Here is a 14,416-nt window from a genome sequence, read left to right on the forward strand (position 1 = left end):
GATGGATATTTCGCTTTTGGTAAAGCGGAGCGCGACACAATGCGGTAACGGCACGGGTAAAATCCAGGTGATCCCTGCCGATATTTATAAACCGGTAATATTCATTTTTATTTTATTATTGCTATACATCAATCTGTTGCCATTTTTTCGGGGAAAATGTTGCTTAATTTTTCGCAGAGATAGATAGCTGCGTAATTAACTTTATCACGCAGGAAAGACTTATTTTAATCAACTCTTTAGAAAAAATATAATATTAACGAAACAATGTGTATCAAGGCGTTAATACCAGTGGCGTATTATAATTTGACCACTATCCTTATATATTCAGGTTGCCATCCGGTGACTTGCCACACGGCGAAATAGCGGCCATGTAGGGTGTTGATAACCTCGGAGATGGCAATGCTCCAGTTCACACAATGTTTGTACAGACAGATCGGAGGCTCCAAATGACGAAACATCGTGGTGGTTCAGGTAATTTTGCTGAAGATCGGGAAAAAGCGTCTGCCGCAGGGAAAAAGGGCGGGCAGAACAGTGGGGGAAATTTCAAGAATGATCCCCAGAGAGCATCCAAGGCCGGCGAAAAAGGCGGCCGCAACAGCCATGGCGGAGGCAGAAAGCCCGCCGCGGAATCCTGACGCTAGCGGCGGTTTCACTTGAACCGCACTGCTTAATCCCTTTTTGGCTTTTCCTGAGCTGCAGAGGGATTTTTTTGCACATGCAACTGGCCCTAGAAAAGGCCATAATGGCGCTCATCCGTTCCGTCAGCAATAAGGCATCGCCATGAGCACCGTCACCCTCTACCATAATCCGGCCTGCGGAACCTCACGCTCTACTCTCGCGCTTATCCGCGAACAAGGCATTGAACCGGAGATTATTGACTATCTGCAAACCCCGCCATCAAAAGCTACCCTGGTAAAACTGATAGCCGATATGGGGATAAGCGTTCGTGCGCTGATTCGTACTAATAACGATCTCTATGTTCAACTGGATCTGGCAAATCAGCACTGGACTGACGATCAATTGATCGATTTTATCCTTGCCAATCCGCTCCTGATGAATCGCCCGATAGTAGTAACACCTGCCGGAACGCGCCTATGCCGGCCCAAAGAACGGGTGCTGTCTCTACTGCCGGATCGCTGAACCGCCGCATCGCTGCGAAGGGCTGACAACAACAGCGCCAAAGCTGATTGACCGATGTCTTTACCCTGACGCGGGGCTGATGCAATACGAGGCGGGGCAGATGAAGTACGACGCGTGGCTGATGCAATACGACACGGGGCTGATGAAATAGGACGCGTGGCCGATGCAATACAATGCGCTGCGGCAGGTGTTCGAGACCGCACAGCATTCTGATGATAAACCTACAACCGGATAATTATTGTTTTTGCTGCAAAAGGGCAAAAAGGCGCTAAAAATGCGGTACCCTCTTTTCCCTTGAAAAACCCAGTCTGCGTCACAGGCTTTGTCTGAACATGAGGGAATATGACCACAACACCTAAGGGACTTCAGCGCGGCCTCGAAGCCCGACACATCGAACTCATTGCCCTGGGCGGCACCATTGGCGTAGGCCTGTTCATGGGCGCCGCCAGCACGCTGAAATGGGCCGGCCCGTCGGTTCTGCTGGCTTATATCATTGCCGGTCTGTTTGTCTTTTTTATCATGCGCTCCATGGGCGAAATGCTGTACCTCGAGCCTGTCACTGGCTCATTCGCCGTTTATGCCCACCGCTACATGAATCCTTTTTTTGGCTATCTGACGGCCTGGAGCTACTGGTTTATGTGGATAGCGGTCGGCATTTCGGAAATCACCGCCATCGGCGTCTATGTACAGTACTGGTTCCCTGAATTGCCCCAGTGGATCCCGGCACTGGCGGCCGTAGGCCTGGTCGGTCTCGCCAACCTGGCGGCGGTCCGGCTGTATGGCGAAATTGAATTCTGGTTCGCGATGATAAAAATCACGACCATCATCGTCATGATAGTGGTGGGTCTGGGCGTGATATTTTATGGTTTGGGCAATCAAGGGCAGGCAACCGGCCTGGCTAACCTCACCGCCCATGGCGGATTTTTCGCCGGCGGCTGGAAAGGATTCCTGTTCGCCCTTTGCCTGGTCGTCGCCTCTTATCAGGGGGTAGAACTGGTGGGCATCGCCGCGGGCGAAGCGCGCAATCCGCAGGTCACCCTGCGCCGGGCGATCAGCAATATCCTTTGGCGGATCCTGATTTTCTACGTCGGCGCCATCTTTGTGATTGTCACCATTTTCCCCTGGAACCAGATAGGCACTACCGGCAGCCCCTTTGTACTTACCTTTGCCAAAGTCGGCATTACCGCCGCCGCCGGCGTAATCAACTTCGTGGTGCTGACCGCTGCACTGTCCGGCTGCAACAGCGGCATGTACAGCTGTGGTCGCATGCTTTACTCTCTGGCGCACAATCGACAGCTTCCGGCTTTTATCGCCCGGGTATCGCGTAATGGCGTGCCGGCATACGGCGTCATGCTTTCCATTATTGTGCTGCTGCTGGGATCAGGCCTCAATTACCTGATACCCAACCCACAGCAGGTTTTCGTCTATGTCTACAGCGCCAGCGTCCTGCCAGGCATGGTGCCCTGGTTCGTGGTGCTGATAAGCCAGATACGCTTTCGCAAAACACATGCCGCTGCCCTGACAAGCCACCCTTTTCGTTCGATCCTGTTCCCCTGGACCAACTACCTGACCATGGCTTTCCTTATTTGCGTGCTGGTCGGCATGGCGCTAAGCCCGGAAACAAGGATGTCGCTTATCGTGGGCTGCCTATTCCTGGTCGGGGTCTCCGGCAGCTACCGCCTGCTCGGCGCACGGCGTATCGCAAGCACCAAGCCGAGATGATTGTCCGGTAAAAGGGGGGCCATGCCAAAGGGTTGATATGATCACCTATTAAAGGCCTGCCATGCCGAAAGGGGGAATTAGCGAAAGCCTGGCCGCGCCCTTCGGCAGGGTAGGTCGGCTGACCCTGCAGCTATCCCTAAGCCCAGGCGGCAAGGGGATCACCCGTCACATTATTTAGCCCCTGGCTTGTCAACTCTGTGATATATGTCCGGCTAATTGCGCGCTTTTCGCCTACATTTCAAACATATCGGCATAACATTTTTGCGCCAAAAGGGTGCGGCATACCGAATATTTATCTGATTTTGGAAAAATTACGACCTCATTCGGTGCAATGTATTGATGGCCACCGGGCATTTTTCCGGCAGGCAGCGCGATGAGAGGGAGCAGAGAGAGAAAATTTGCAACAATGGCAGAATTATTGCTTGGATAGCATGGTCGTTACTGGGTTTGACCCCGTGTAACCTAAGGTTTCATAACATATATCACCTATTGACTGCAGGCACACCTGATTGTCCACGCCTCTGGCGTTTCGCTTACATAGCAAAAAGGAACAAGATGATGTCCATTAAATTGCTAAGAAACCCGCTCTCCGCTTTAATCATCGGCTGCCTGGGAACCGCGTTTGCCGCTCATGCTGACGTGGTGATTGGCGTCGGCGGCCCGTTCTCTGGCCCCAATGCCACCTATGGCGATCAATACTGGCGTGGAGCCACCCAGGCCGCACAGGACATTAATGCCGCGGGCGGCATCAATGGTGAAAAAATCACTCTGGTTCAGGGCGATGACGCTTGTGAACCCAAGCAGGCGGTGGCAGTGGCTAATCGCCTGGTCGACCAATCCCACGTTGCCGCAGTCGTGGGGCATTTCTGTTCATCATCGACCATGCCGGCCTCAGAGGTATACGACGATGCCGGCATCATCTCCATGACCCCCGGATCAACTAACCCACAGATAACCGAACGCGATATGCCCGGTATATTCCGCATGTGTGGACGGGACGATCAGCAGGGCCTCATCGCCAGCAACTACATTATTGATAAACTGAAAGCCAAAAGGATCGCCATCATCCATGACAAAGATACCTACGGACAGGGGCTGGCCGATGCCACCCGTGGAGAGCTGAATCGACGTGGAGTCAAGGAAGTGTTGTATGAGGGGCTTTCGCGGGGTGAGAAAGACTTTAACGCCCTGGTCACCAAAATACGATCGGCCAATCCTGAGGTGGTTTATTTCGGCGGCTGCCATCCCGAGGCTGGCCCCTTGGTTCGCCAAATGCGCGAGCAGGGCGTGACCGCCAGGTTTTTCTCCGGCGACTGTATCGTCAACCAGGAAATGGTCACTGCCGCCGGCGGCGCTCAATATACCAAAGGCGTATTAATGACCTTTGGTAAAGATCCTCGTCAAATCGCCGAAGGCAAAGCGGTCATAGAAAAATTCCGGGCCAGCAAATTCGAACCTGAAGGCTATACCCTGTATTCATATGCCTCGGTCCAGGCGATAGCCGCTGCCTTCAAAGCTACCGGCGGCACCGATTCGGCCAAAGCCAGCCAATGGCTGAAAGCCCACAGCGTCGATACCGTCATGGGCAAAAAAGCCTGGGATGGCAAGGGCGATCTCAAGGTGTCTGATTATGTAGTCTATCAATGGGATGATAAAGGCCAGTACCACGAAGTTCCTTAACCTCTGACGCCCTAATGCTGCCGGCGATACGGACCGGGTATGAAGCTCAACGCCCGGTCCGGTGCCATGTTATTGACCGGACTGGCGTGCTGCATCGACAGGATCCGGCTTTCGCCAGGCATTCGCATCCTCGTTTATGGCCCTCTGATGGGACTGCTATGCTATGGATTCATTCTTCCTGCAACAGATGTTCAATGGTCTGACCCTGGGTTCGGTATATGGCCTGATCGCCATAGGCTATACCATGGTTTACGGCATTATCGGCATGATTAACTTCGCTCATGGGGAGGTCTATATGATCTCAGCCTACCTGTGCGCCATCGGTCTGGCCCTGCTGTCGTTCTTCGGACTGCAATCCTTTCCACTGCTGATTCTCGGTACCTTGGTTTTCACCATCGTAGTAACGGCTGTTTATGGCTGGGTGATAGAACGGATCGCCTACAAACCGCTGCGCAACTCGACCCGCCTAGCTCCATTGATTTCCGCAATCGGCATGTCTCTTATACTGCAAAACTATGCCCAGATAGCACAGGGACCGCGACAGCAGGGTATCCCTACCATGCTGGACGGCGTATTCAAATTCAGTATCGGCGATAGCTTCGTCCAACTCACTTACACCAAGGTGTTTATTCTGATCGCATCTTTCGCCGGCATGCTGCTGCTTACCTGGATTATCCATCACACCCGGCTGGGGCGCATGTGTCGGGCAACCCAGCAGGATCGCAAAATGGCGTCAATCCTCGGCATCAATACCGATCGGGTCATCTCTATGGTATTTGTTATCGGTGCGGCCATGGCCGGGTTGGCCGGAGTGCTTATCACCATGAATTACGGTACTTTTGATTTTTATGCCGGCTTTGTCATCGGCATCAAAGCCTTTACTGCAGCCGTACTTGGCGGCATTGGATCCCTGCCGGGCGCCATGCTGGGAGGATTGATTCTGGGTATCGCCGAGGCCCAGTTCGCCGGGATGGTCAATTCGGATTACAAAGACGTGTTCTCGTTTTCTTTATTGGTGGTGATTCTTATTTTCCGTCCTCAGGGCCTACTGGGGCGTCCTTTGGTGGCTAAGGTGTGAAGGGAGACAGCATGTCACAGACCACTGCGCGTAATGCAATCGACCTTAGGCAAAGCCTGCTCGACACCGTACTTGCCGGACTGATTGCTCTGATTGTGTTCGGGCCGGTCGCCGGGGTAGTGCTGGATGGCTACAGCTTTGATTTCCATGCATCCCGGCTGGCCGGGATGGTGGCGACAGTGATGGGGGGTCGGCTGCTGCTCAGCCTGTTGCTTCAAACCGTGCCGGGTAAAAGGCTGCAGACCCATTTTGATGCCGATAAAGGCGGCGTATATGTCCTGCCAACCGACTATAAAAGCCCCCTGCGCTGGATTTTACCGTTAATAATAGCGCTGGCCATCGTGTTTCCCTTCTTTGGCAGCAAATACCTGCTGACGGTGGCGATTCTCGGGCTTATTTATGTCCTGCTCGGCCTGGGTCTGAATATTGTCGTCGGGCTTGCCGGATTGCTGGATCTGGGCTACGTGGCGTTTTATGCCATTGGCGCCTATGGTCTGGCGCTGGGCTATCAATATCTCGGCCTCGGTTTCTGGTCCATGCTGCCCCTGGCCGCACTGATGGCCGCCGCAGCCGGCGCATTGCTGGGTTTCCCGGTCCTGCGCATGCATGGCGACTATCTGGCGATCGTTACGCTCGGATTCGGTGAAATCATTCGTCTGGTGCTTAATAACTGGCTGGCGTTTACCGGCGGGCCTAACGGTGTATCGGTGCCGTCGCCCACTTTTTTTGGCCTTGAATTCGGCCGCCGGGCGCGGGAAGGCGGCATACCGATCCATGAATTTTTTAATATCAGCTATAACCCGAACCTTAAATTCATTTTTATCTATGCCGTACTGTTTCTGGTGGTGCTGCTGGTATTGTATATCAAGCACCGTCTCACCAGAATGCCGATAGGACGGGCATGGGAAGCGCTGCGCGAAGATGAAATCGCCTGCCGGGCCCTGGGGCTCAATCATGTGCTGGTCAAACTGTCTGCTTTCACGCTTGGCGCATCGACCGCTGGCCTGGCCGGGGTGTTCTTCGCCACATACCAGGGTTTTGTCAATCCGACCTCATTTACCTTTTTTGAATCGGCGCTGATCCTGGCGATTGTGGTACTGGGCGGTATGGGGTCGACCATCGGTGTGGTGATCGCCGCCTTCGTACTGACGGTGGCGCCCGAGCTGCTGCGCAGCTTTGCCGAGTACCGGGTATTGCTGTTCGGCATGCTGATGGTAGTGATGATGATATGGCGACCGCGCGGGCTGATCCGTATCAGCCGTTCAGGCTTTGCGGTACGCAAAGGAGTCGCGCCATGAACGATAAAATCCTGACCATCAGTCATCTGATGATGCGGTTTGGCGGTATCCGGGCGCTCAATGACGTTAACCTGGATGTGGATCGCGGCTCGATTACCGCGCTTATTGGCCCCAACGGCGCAGGCAAAACGACAGTGTTTAACTGCCTGACCGGTTTCTACCAGGCGAGCAGCGGCAGCATTCTGCTGAAAACCCGGCAGCAGACAACCGATATCATCAGCGTCCTGGGGGAAAAATTCAAGGCTGCCGACTGTATAAACCCACAAGCGTTGGCAAAGCGGGTGTTTTATAAAATGTTCGGTGGAACGCACCTGGTCAATCGTGCCGGCCTGGCGCGCACCTTTCAGAATATCCGGCTGTTTCGTGAAATGTCAGTGGTAGAGAACCTGCTGGTAGCTCAGCATAGGCAGATCAATCGCAACCTGCTGGCCGGGGTGTTTAATACCAGCGGCTATCGGCAGGCGGAAGAACGAGCCCTGGAGCGGGCATTCTATTGGCTGGAAGTGGTCGATCTGGTCGATTGCGCCAATCGCCTGGCCGGAGAAATGTCCTATGGCCAGCAGCGGCGCCTGGAAATTGCCCGGGCCATGTGTACCGATCCCCAGTTGATTTGTCTGGATGAACCGGCTGCCGGGCTTAACCCGGTAGAGACCCGGACCCTGAGCAACATCATCCGCTTCCTGCGCGATCACCACGGCGTCACCGTCCTGCTGATTGAGCATGACATGGGGATGGTAATGGACATCTCGGATCATATTATCGTGCTGGACCACGGCGATGTCATCGCCCGGGGCTCGCCACACACTATCCAGAATGACGAGCGGGTGATAGCCGCTTATCTGGGTGCTAATGAAGACGAGGTAGCCCTATGAGCATGCCTATGCTTGAGTTCCGCGATGTGGATGTGTTCTACGGGCCGATCCAGGCACTGCAAAACGTCTCACTTCAGGTCAATGCCGGCGAGACGGTATCGCTTATCGGCGCCAATGGCGCAGGAAAATCGACGCTGCTGATGTCGATTTTTGGCCAGCCGCGCATCGCCAGCGGCCAGATTCTGTACCAGGGGGAAGATATCAGCCGCAAATCGACCCACTTTGTCGCCGCCAATGGCATTGCCCAGTCGCCGGAAGGACGGCGGGTGTTTCCCGACATGACGGTCGAGGAAAATCTGATGATGGGCACCATTCCAATCGGTAGCAAACATCAAGCCGAGGATCTGCAACGGATGTATACGCTTTTCCCCCGGCTGCAGGAGCGCCGCACTCAACGGGCGATGACCATGTCAGGCGGCGAACAGCAGATGCTGGCCATCGCCCGGGCGCTGATGAGCCGTCCCAGGCTGCTGCTGCTGGATGAGCCCAGCCTGGGTCTTGCGCCTATTGTGGTCAAACAGATTTTTCAGACGCTGCGCGAGCTTGCCGCCACCGGCATGACCATTTTCCTGGTAGAACAGAATGCTCACCATGCACTTAAATTATCTGATCGCGCCTATGTCATGGTCAATGGACAGATCTGTATGAACGGCACCGGCGCGGAACTGCTGGGGGATCCTGAGGTGCGTAAAGCCTACCTGGGCGGCATTTGATCTTCCGGCGTCAGTGTGGCAATCCATTGCTCCCCGCACGCTTGGCCAACGCCTGGCGGATAAAATAACCACGATTATCGGTACCTGGACCTTTATTATAATTCAAACAATAATTATTTTAGGTTGGACTGGTTATAACCTGTTGATAGGCAAAAATGGCTTCGATCCTTATCCTTTCATATTGCTTAACCTGTTCCTTTCATTTCAGGCCGCCTACACCGCCCCGGCAATCATGATGAGTCAGAAGCGGAAAGGCGAGGTCGATCACTATCGGGCGGAGATAGCGTCAAACGTGAATGTTAAGGCTGATTTGGAAATATATGCGCTGCACGATAAAATCGGCCACCTGGAAGGGGACGTCGTCAGTGCTATAAAACAACAATTGGTCATTATTTCCCAACAGCTCGAAGAACTTAAACAGAAGCAACCCTGAGACCCTGAAGCTGCCTGCCATGTCGCGCCTTCCCACAGGCAGCGCCATCCGTCTGCGGCGCCTGCCCAGTGTCGCGACGGTTTAACAAAATATTTATGGTAGAGTGAATGACCCTTTCCTTACCGCTTTTCCATTAAGATGCCGAACAAGTAAAAAAGAACCTGGCTGAAACTTACCCGCACATTGACCGATGACGGTAATATTGCCACCATGAACCTTGGCCCCATTATATCTCAGCAGAATACCGATGATCCTGTTCACTCTATGAACGTGAGTGCAATATATCACCGTGACAATATATATTCATATAATAAAATAAATGTACTTAGTTATGATATATGGTGCATTCATTAAAGCTACTTCGTTCAGTAATTCTCAGATAATAATGAGAATATAAAGTAGAAAACCCCAATGCGTTTAATAACTGTTGATAAAAGCAGGCCTATATTTCCGACTATATTAGTTAAATACATTTTGGTAGCAAATATGGAAGCATTCCTGCCTTTCTCGCGCGCTGATATCGGCGAGGAAGAGATTGCCGCAGTTGAAAAGGTGCTGCGATCAGGGTGGATAACCACCGGTCCACAGAATCAACAGCTGGAGCAGGATTTCTGCGCACGCATTGGCTGCAGGCACGCTATCGCCGTGAGCTCAGCCACCGCGGGCATGCATATCAGCCTGCTTGCACTGGGCATCGGGCCGGGCGATGAGGTCATCACCCCGTCGCAGACCTGGGTATCGACGCTGAATATGATTGAACTGCTCGGCGCTACTCCGGTAATGGTGGATGTGGATCGCCACACGCTGATGGTAGAGGCCGCGGCAGTGGAAGCCGCCATTACCCCTCGTACCAGAGCTATTGTGCCGGTGCATTATGCCGGTGCTCCACTGGAACTGGATCGGTTGCGCGACGTGGCCAGACGGCACGACATCCCGCTGGTGGAGGATGCGGCCCATGCGATAGGCAGCCGTTATAACGGCGAGCTGATCGGTCTGCGCGGCACCGCGATATTTTCTTTTCATGCCATCAAGAACGTCACCTGTGCCGAGGGCGGCCTGATTGCCACCGACAATGACGCTTTTGCCGAGCGCGTCAGGATGTTGAGATTCCATGGACTGGGGGCCGATGCCTTTGATCGCCGGCAGCAAGGACGCAAGCCGCAGGCTCAGGTGATAACGCCCGGTTTTAAATACAATCTGTCAGATGTCCATGCGGCGATTGCCGTTGTGCAGCTGGCGCGGCTCGAAGCGATAAACGCCCGGCGACGGCATCTGGCCGAGCGATACCTCGCTGCGCTGGAAGGGTCGGTATTTCAACCGCTCCGGTTGCCAAACTACGACCACCTTCATGCCTGGCATCTTTTTATCATCAGGGTTGATGAAACGCGGTGCGGTATAGATCGCGACCAACTGATGACCGGACTCAATGCGCTGGGTATCGGCAGCGGACTGCATTTTCGGGCAGCCCACACCCAGCATTATTACCGCGAGCGCTATCCGGCATTATCGCTGCCCAATACAGAATGGAACTCTGCGCGCCTCTGCTCATTACCCCTGTTCCCGGCTATGGCCGACAGCGATGTTGATCGCGTCGTCCATGCCTTATTTTCTCTTGTGGAGCCGTTAATTGTCTCACGATGACGTTATAAAAAAAGTCTCACTGGTGGTGCCGGTGTTTAATGAACAGGAAAGCCTGCCGCTATTCATCGGCAGAATTACGGCATCCTGTAAGCAATTATCCCAGCCTTACGAAATTATTCTGGTGGATGATGGCAGTAGCGATCGTTCGCCTGATCTGCTGACGCAAGCCGCCGAGCAGCCGGAAAACTGCATCATCACAGTGCTGCTGAACCGTAATTATGGCCAGCATTCGGCCATTATGGCCGGATTTACCCAAGCCAGCGGTGATCTGATCATCACTCTTGATGCTGATCTGCAAAATCCGCCGGAAGAAATTCCGCGTTTGGTAAGCATTGCTGAGCTCGGCTATGACGTGGTGGGCACCCTTCGCGCCAATCGCCAGGATTCCTGGTTCCGCAAGTCTGCATCGCGGTTGATCAATCTGATGATCCATCGGGCGACCGGCCAGGTGATGGGGGATTACGGCTGCATGCTGCGGGCCTATCGGCGCCATATCGTCCAGGCCATGCTCAATTGCCATGAACGCAGTACGTTTATCCCCATTCTGGCCAACAGTTTCGCCCGCCGCACGACAGAAATCGAAGTCAGCCACGCTGAACGCAAGTTCGGCGACTCGAAGTACAGCCTGATGCAGTTGATAAACCTGATGTATGACCTGGTTACCTGCGTGACCACCACGCCACTGCGGCTCCTCAGCGTGCTGGGCAGTGTGATTGCCGTCTCCGGCTTTGTGCTGGCGGTGGTATTGATAATTTTGCGGCTGGTATTAGGGCCGGAGTGGGCCGCCGATGGCGTATTCACTTTGTTTGCGGTGCTGTTTACTTTTATCGGCGCGCAGTTTGTCGGGATAGGACTGCTGGGTGAATACATCGGCAGGATCTACAACGATGTTCGCGCACGTCCCCGTTATTTTGTTCAGAAAGTGATCGGCGCAGAGCAGGTCCAACGTAATCAGGAAGAAGAATGAAAGCTATTGTATTTGCCTATCATGACATAGGCTGTGCGGGTCTTAACGCACTGAAAAGCGCTGGATATGATGTTCAGGCCGTATTTACCCATACTGACGATCCCGCCGAAAATACCTTCTTTTCGTCAGTAGCGCGCCTTGGCGCCGAACATGGGCTGCCGGTCTATGCGCCTGATGATGTCAACCATCCGCTGTGGGTCGACATGATCCGTGATATGAAGCCTGATGTGATTTTTTCCTTCTATTATCGCAACATGTTAAGTGAAGAAATCCTCAGCCTGGCCCCGCACGGCGGATTTAACCTCCACGGATCGCTACTTCCGCGCTACCGCGGGCGTGCGTCGGTAAACTGGGCAATTATCCAGGGTGAGACTGAAACCGGCGTTACGCTGCACCGCATGGTCAAGCGCCCGGATGCGGGCGACATTGTCGGAAGCCAGGCAGTGGCCATCGATCGCGACGATACAGCGCTGACGCTGCATGCCAAAATCCGCGGCGCCGCTAAAGAATTGCTGGACGATCTGCTGCCGGCAATCAGGACCGGCAATGCGACCTTTACCGCGCAAGATGAAAAGCTGGCCAGCTACTTTGGCCGCCGCACTGCCGCTGATGGTGAGATAACCTGGAAGCAGACGGCGGCTCAGATTGATAACCTGGTGCGTGGTGTGACCGAGCCATATCCTGGCGCTTTCACCCATCTTTGCCAACGCAGCGTCACCCTGTGGCGTACGCGGGTCATAGAATGGCAACACGGCGAGGCAGCCGGCACGATCCTATCCACCGACCCGCTGGTTATTGCGTGCGGCAAAGGCGCACTCGAGATTCTAGCCGGCCAGAGCGATTCCGGTTTATACATGCATGGCACTCGCCTGGCGCTGGAGATGGGCATGGTCGCCGGCGTGAAGCTGGGTGCCCGGTTAGAGCCGGCCAAGCAGCGCCGGACCCGGGTATTGATTCTGGGCGTCAACGGCTTCATCGGTAACCACCTTACCGAGCGTCTGCTGCGTGACGACCGCTATGATATCTATGGGCTGGATATTGGATCGGATGCGATTACCCGCTTCCTCGACAACCCCCGCTTCCATTTCGTCGAAGGAGATATCAGCATTCATTCCGAATGGATTGAATATCACATCAAGAAATGTGACGTGGTGCTGCCGCTGGTGGCCATCGCCACGCCGATTGAATATACCCGCAATCCACTGAGGGTATTCGAGCTGGATTTTGAAGAAAACCTCAAAATCGTACGCTCGTGCGTCAAGTATAAAAAACGCATCATTTTCCCGTCTACTTCTGAAGTCTATGGGATGTGCGATGACAAACATTTCGATGAGGACAACTCCCGTCTCATCGTCGGCCCGATTAATAAGCAGCGCTGGATTTACTCGGTCTCCAAGCAGTTGCTTGATCGGGTAATCTGGGCCTATGGTGAAAAAGAAGGCCTCAGGTTTACCCTGTTCCGTCCGTTCAACTGGATGGGACCCCGACTGGATAATCTGGATGCCGCACGCATCGGCAGTTCTCGCGCCATCACCCAGTTGATATTGAATCTGGTAGAAGGCTCGCCTATCAAGCTGATGGATGGCGGCGCACAGAAACGCTGCTTTACCGATATCAATGACGGTATTGAAGCGCTGTTCAGGGTAATCGAAAACCGCGATGGCCTTTGTGACGGCCAGATTGTGAATATCGGCAATCCTGATAACGAAGCCAGCATCCGTGAACTGGCTGAAATTCTGCTTGAAAGCTTTGACAAGCACCCGCTGCGCCAATATTTCCCCCCGTTTGCCGGCTTCAAGAATGTGGAAAGCAATAGCTACTACGGCAAAGGCTATCAGGATGTGGCACATCGCACGCCCAGCATCAAAAACGCTCAGCGTCTGCTCGACTGGCAACCTACGGTGCCGATGCGCCAGACCATTGAAGATACGCTGGATTACTTCCTGCATGAAACGGTGACGTCCGGAAACGGCATATGAAAAAGGCAGGTCTGCGGGTCGATGTAGATACTTTCAGCGGCACGCAGTACGGTTTACCCAAACTGCTGGATCTACTGGATAAGCACAGTATCAAAGCCAGTTTTTTCCTGAGCGTCGGGCCTGACAATATGGGACGCCATTTATGGCGTCTTGCCCGGCCCCGTTTCTTGCTGAAAATGCTGCGCTCCCGTGCGCCATCGCTTTATGGATGGGATATTCTGCTGGCCGGCACTGCCTGGCCAGGCCGGCAGATAAGCGCCACGCTCGGGCCGCTAATGAGAGCGGCTGTCCAGGCCGGACATGAAGTAGGCCTCCATGCCTGGGATCATCATGGCTGGCAGCGCATGGCTGGCCGCTGGTCTGCTAGTGAACTGGAACAACAGATTCGTTTTGGCGTCGATAAACTTGGTGAAGTGCTTGATATGCCTGTCAGCTGTTCAGCATCGCCTGGATGGCGCGCCGACCAGCGGGTGGTGGCCGCCAAGCAGGCATTCGGTTTTCGCTACAACAGCGACTGTCGAGGAACACACCCTTTTCGGCCATTGCTGGCGGACGGCCGTTTCGGCGCAGTGCAGATCCCGGTGACTCTGCCGACCTTCGACGAGGTCATCGGCCGTGAGGTGAAAAGCGCTGACTTCAACGATTACATTCTGAGCCTTATACATCATCAGTCTGATGTGCCGGTATATACCATTCACGCTGAAGTTGAAGGCATGTCTCAATCTCCCCTGTTCGAGTCACTGCTTGAGCGGGCTGTCCGTGAAAACATCCGGTTTTGCCCCCTTGGCGAATTGTTACCGGCAGATATCTCTTCTCTTCCCGCCGGGCGAATCCTCCGGTCGCCTTTTCCCGGCAGGGAAGGGTGGCTGGGATGCCAGGCCAACGCGGAATAA

At 54.1% G+C, this 14,416-nt stretch carries 12 protein-coding genes and 1 pseudogene; all 13 read left to right on the forward strand.

Translation table 11 applies throughout. The annotated features are described in order from the left end of the window. The first annotated feature begins 446 nt into the window (after positions 1-446). The 13 genes and pseudogenes from EDC52_RS05310 (at position 447) to arnD (ending at position 14,416) form a co-directional block, all read left to right on the forward strand. Complete coding sequence (locus EDC52_RS05310) at positions 447-635, forward strand: con-10 family general stress protein (RefSeq protein ID WP_131864302.1); 189 nt, start codon at positions 447-449, stop codon at positions 633-635. Positions 636-780: 145 nt separating this feature from the next. Then, positions 781-1,134: pseudogene (gene arsC / locus EDC52_RS05315) on the forward strand (arsenate reductase (glutaredoxin)); the annotation flags it as partial. A 348-nt stretch (positions 1,135-1,482) separates the two neighbouring features. Next, on the forward strand, positions 1,483-2,862 hold the full coding sequence (gene thrP, locus EDC52_RS05320; protein ID WP_131864304.1) for a bifunctional threonine/serine APC transporter ThrP: 1,380 nt from the start codon (positions 1,483-1,485) through the stop codon (positions 2,860-2,862). 558 nt (positions 2,863-3,420) lie between these two features. Beyond that, a complete protein-coding gene (locus EDC52_RS05325; RefSeq protein WP_131864672.1) occupies positions 3,421-4,542 on the forward strand; it encodes a branched-chain amino acid ABC transporter substrate-binding protein in 1,122 nt (373 codons plus the stop codon). Between the two features lie 163 nt (positions 4,543-4,705). Further along, the gene (locus EDC52_RS05330) at positions 4,706-5,620 is read left to right on the forward strand and encodes an ABC transporter permease subunit (RefSeq protein WP_131864305.1); all 915 of its coding nucleotides are present in this window, start codon (positions 4,706-4,708) and stop codon (positions 5,618-5,620) included. An 11-nt stretch (positions 5,621-5,631) separates the two neighbouring features. After that, positions 5,632-6,918 carry a high-affinity branched-chain amino acid ABC transporter permease LivM gene (gene livM, locus EDC52_RS05335; RefSeq protein WP_131864306.1) on the forward strand — a complete coding sequence of 429 codons (1,287 nt, stop codon included), beginning with the start codon at positions 5,632-5,634 and terminating at the stop codon, positions 6,916-6,918. After that, positions 6,915-7,790 (forward strand): ATP-binding cassette domain-containing protein, encoded by an 876-nt coding sequence (locus tag EDC52_RS05340; RefSeq protein WP_131864307.1) that lies wholly within the window; start codon positions 6,915-6,917, stop codon positions 7,788-7,790. Before livM ends, EDC52_RS05340 begins: the two co-directional genes overlap by 4 nt. Continuing rightward, positions 7,787-8,503, forward strand: coding sequence for an ABC transporter ATP-binding protein (locus tag EDC52_RS05345; RefSeq protein WP_131864308.1), 717 nt, complete (start codon positions 7,787-7,789; stop codon positions 8,501-8,503). Before EDC52_RS05340 ends, EDC52_RS05345 begins: the two co-directional genes overlap by 4 nt. 13 nt (positions 8,504-8,516) lie before the next feature. Further along, positions 8,517-8,936, forward strand: a complete 420-nt coding sequence (locus EDC52_RS05350) for a DUF1003 domain-containing protein (RefSeq protein WP_165911663.1) — start codon at positions 8,517-8,519, stop codon at positions 8,934-8,936. Positions 8,937-9,422: 486 nt separating this feature from the next. Beyond that, the gene (gene arnB, locus EDC52_RS05355) at positions 9,423-10,577 is read left to right on the forward strand and encodes a UDP-4-amino-4-deoxy-L-arabinose aminotransferase (protein WP_131864310.1); all 1,155 of its coding nucleotides are present in this window, start codon (positions 9,423-9,425) and stop codon (positions 10,575-10,577) included. Then, a complete protein-coding gene (gene arnC, locus EDC52_RS05360; RefSeq protein WP_131864311.1) occupies positions 10,564-11,544 on the forward strand; it encodes an undecaprenyl-phosphate 4-deoxy-4-formamido-L-arabinose transferase in 981 nt (326 codons plus the stop codon). Before arnB ends, arnC begins: the two co-directional genes overlap by 14 nt. After that, positions 11,541-13,523 (forward strand): bifunctional UDP-4-amino-4-deoxy-L-arabinose formyltransferase/UDP-glucuronic acid oxidase ArnA, encoded by a 1,983-nt coding sequence (gene arnA, locus EDC52_RS05365; RefSeq protein ID WP_131864312.1) that lies wholly within the window; start codon positions 11,541-11,543, stop codon positions 13,521-13,523. The genes arnC and arnA overlap by 4 nt, the downstream gene beginning before the upstream one ends. Next, positions 13,520-14,416, forward strand: coding sequence for a 4-deoxy-4-formamido-L-arabinose-phosphoundecaprenol deformylase (gene arnD / locus EDC52_RS05370; RefSeq protein WP_131864313.1), 897 nt, complete (start codon positions 13,520-13,522; stop codon positions 14,414-14,416). Before arnA ends, arnD begins: the two co-directional genes overlap by 4 nt.

Origin of the sequence: Biostraticola tofi, from assembly GCF_004343195.1 — a bacterium.
Classification (GTDB): Bacteria; Pseudomonadota; Gammaproteobacteria; order Enterobacterales; family Enterobacteriaceae; genus Biostraticola; species Biostraticola tofi.

Excerpts from the sequence above, each read along its gene's own strand:
- thrP (WP_131864304.1), top strand. The coding sequence starts at position 1,483 with ATGACCACAACACCTAAGGGACTTCAGCGCGGCCTCGAAGCCCGACAC.
- EDC52_RS05345 (WP_131864308.1), top strand. The coding sequence starts at position 7,787 with ATGAGCATGCCTATGCTTGAGTTCCGCGATGTGGATGTGTTCTACGGG.
- EDC52_RS05340 (WP_131864307.1), top strand. The coding sequence starts at position 6,915 with ATGAACGATAAAATCCTGACCATCAGTCATCTGATGATGCGGTTTGGC.
- EDC52_RS05325 (WP_131864672.1), top strand. The coding sequence starts at position 3,421 with ATGTCCATTAAATTGCTAAGAAACCCGCTCTCCGCTTTAATCATCGGC.
- arnB (WP_131864310.1), top strand. The coding sequence starts at position 9,423 with ATGGAAGCATTCCTGCCTTTCTCGCGCGCTGATATCGGCGAGGAAGAG.
- EDC52_RS05310 (WP_131864302.1), top strand. The coding sequence starts at position 447 with ATGACGAAACATCGTGGTGGTTCAGGTAATTTTGCTGAAGATCGGGAA.
- livM (WP_131864306.1), top strand. The coding sequence starts at position 5,632 with ATGTCACAGACCACTGCGCGTAATGCAATCGACCTTAGGCAAAGCCTG.
- EDC52_RS05330 (WP_131864305.1), top strand. The coding sequence starts at position 4,706 with ATGGATTCATTCTTCCTGCAACAGATGTTCAATGGTCTGACCCTGGGT.
- arnD (WP_131864313.1), top strand. The coding sequence starts at position 13,520 with ATGAAAAAGGCAGGTCTGCGGGTCGATGTAGATACTTTCAGCGGCACG.
- arnA (WP_131864312.1), top strand. The coding sequence starts at position 11,541 with ATGAAAGCTATTGTATTTGCCTATCATGACATAGGCTGTGCGGGTCTT.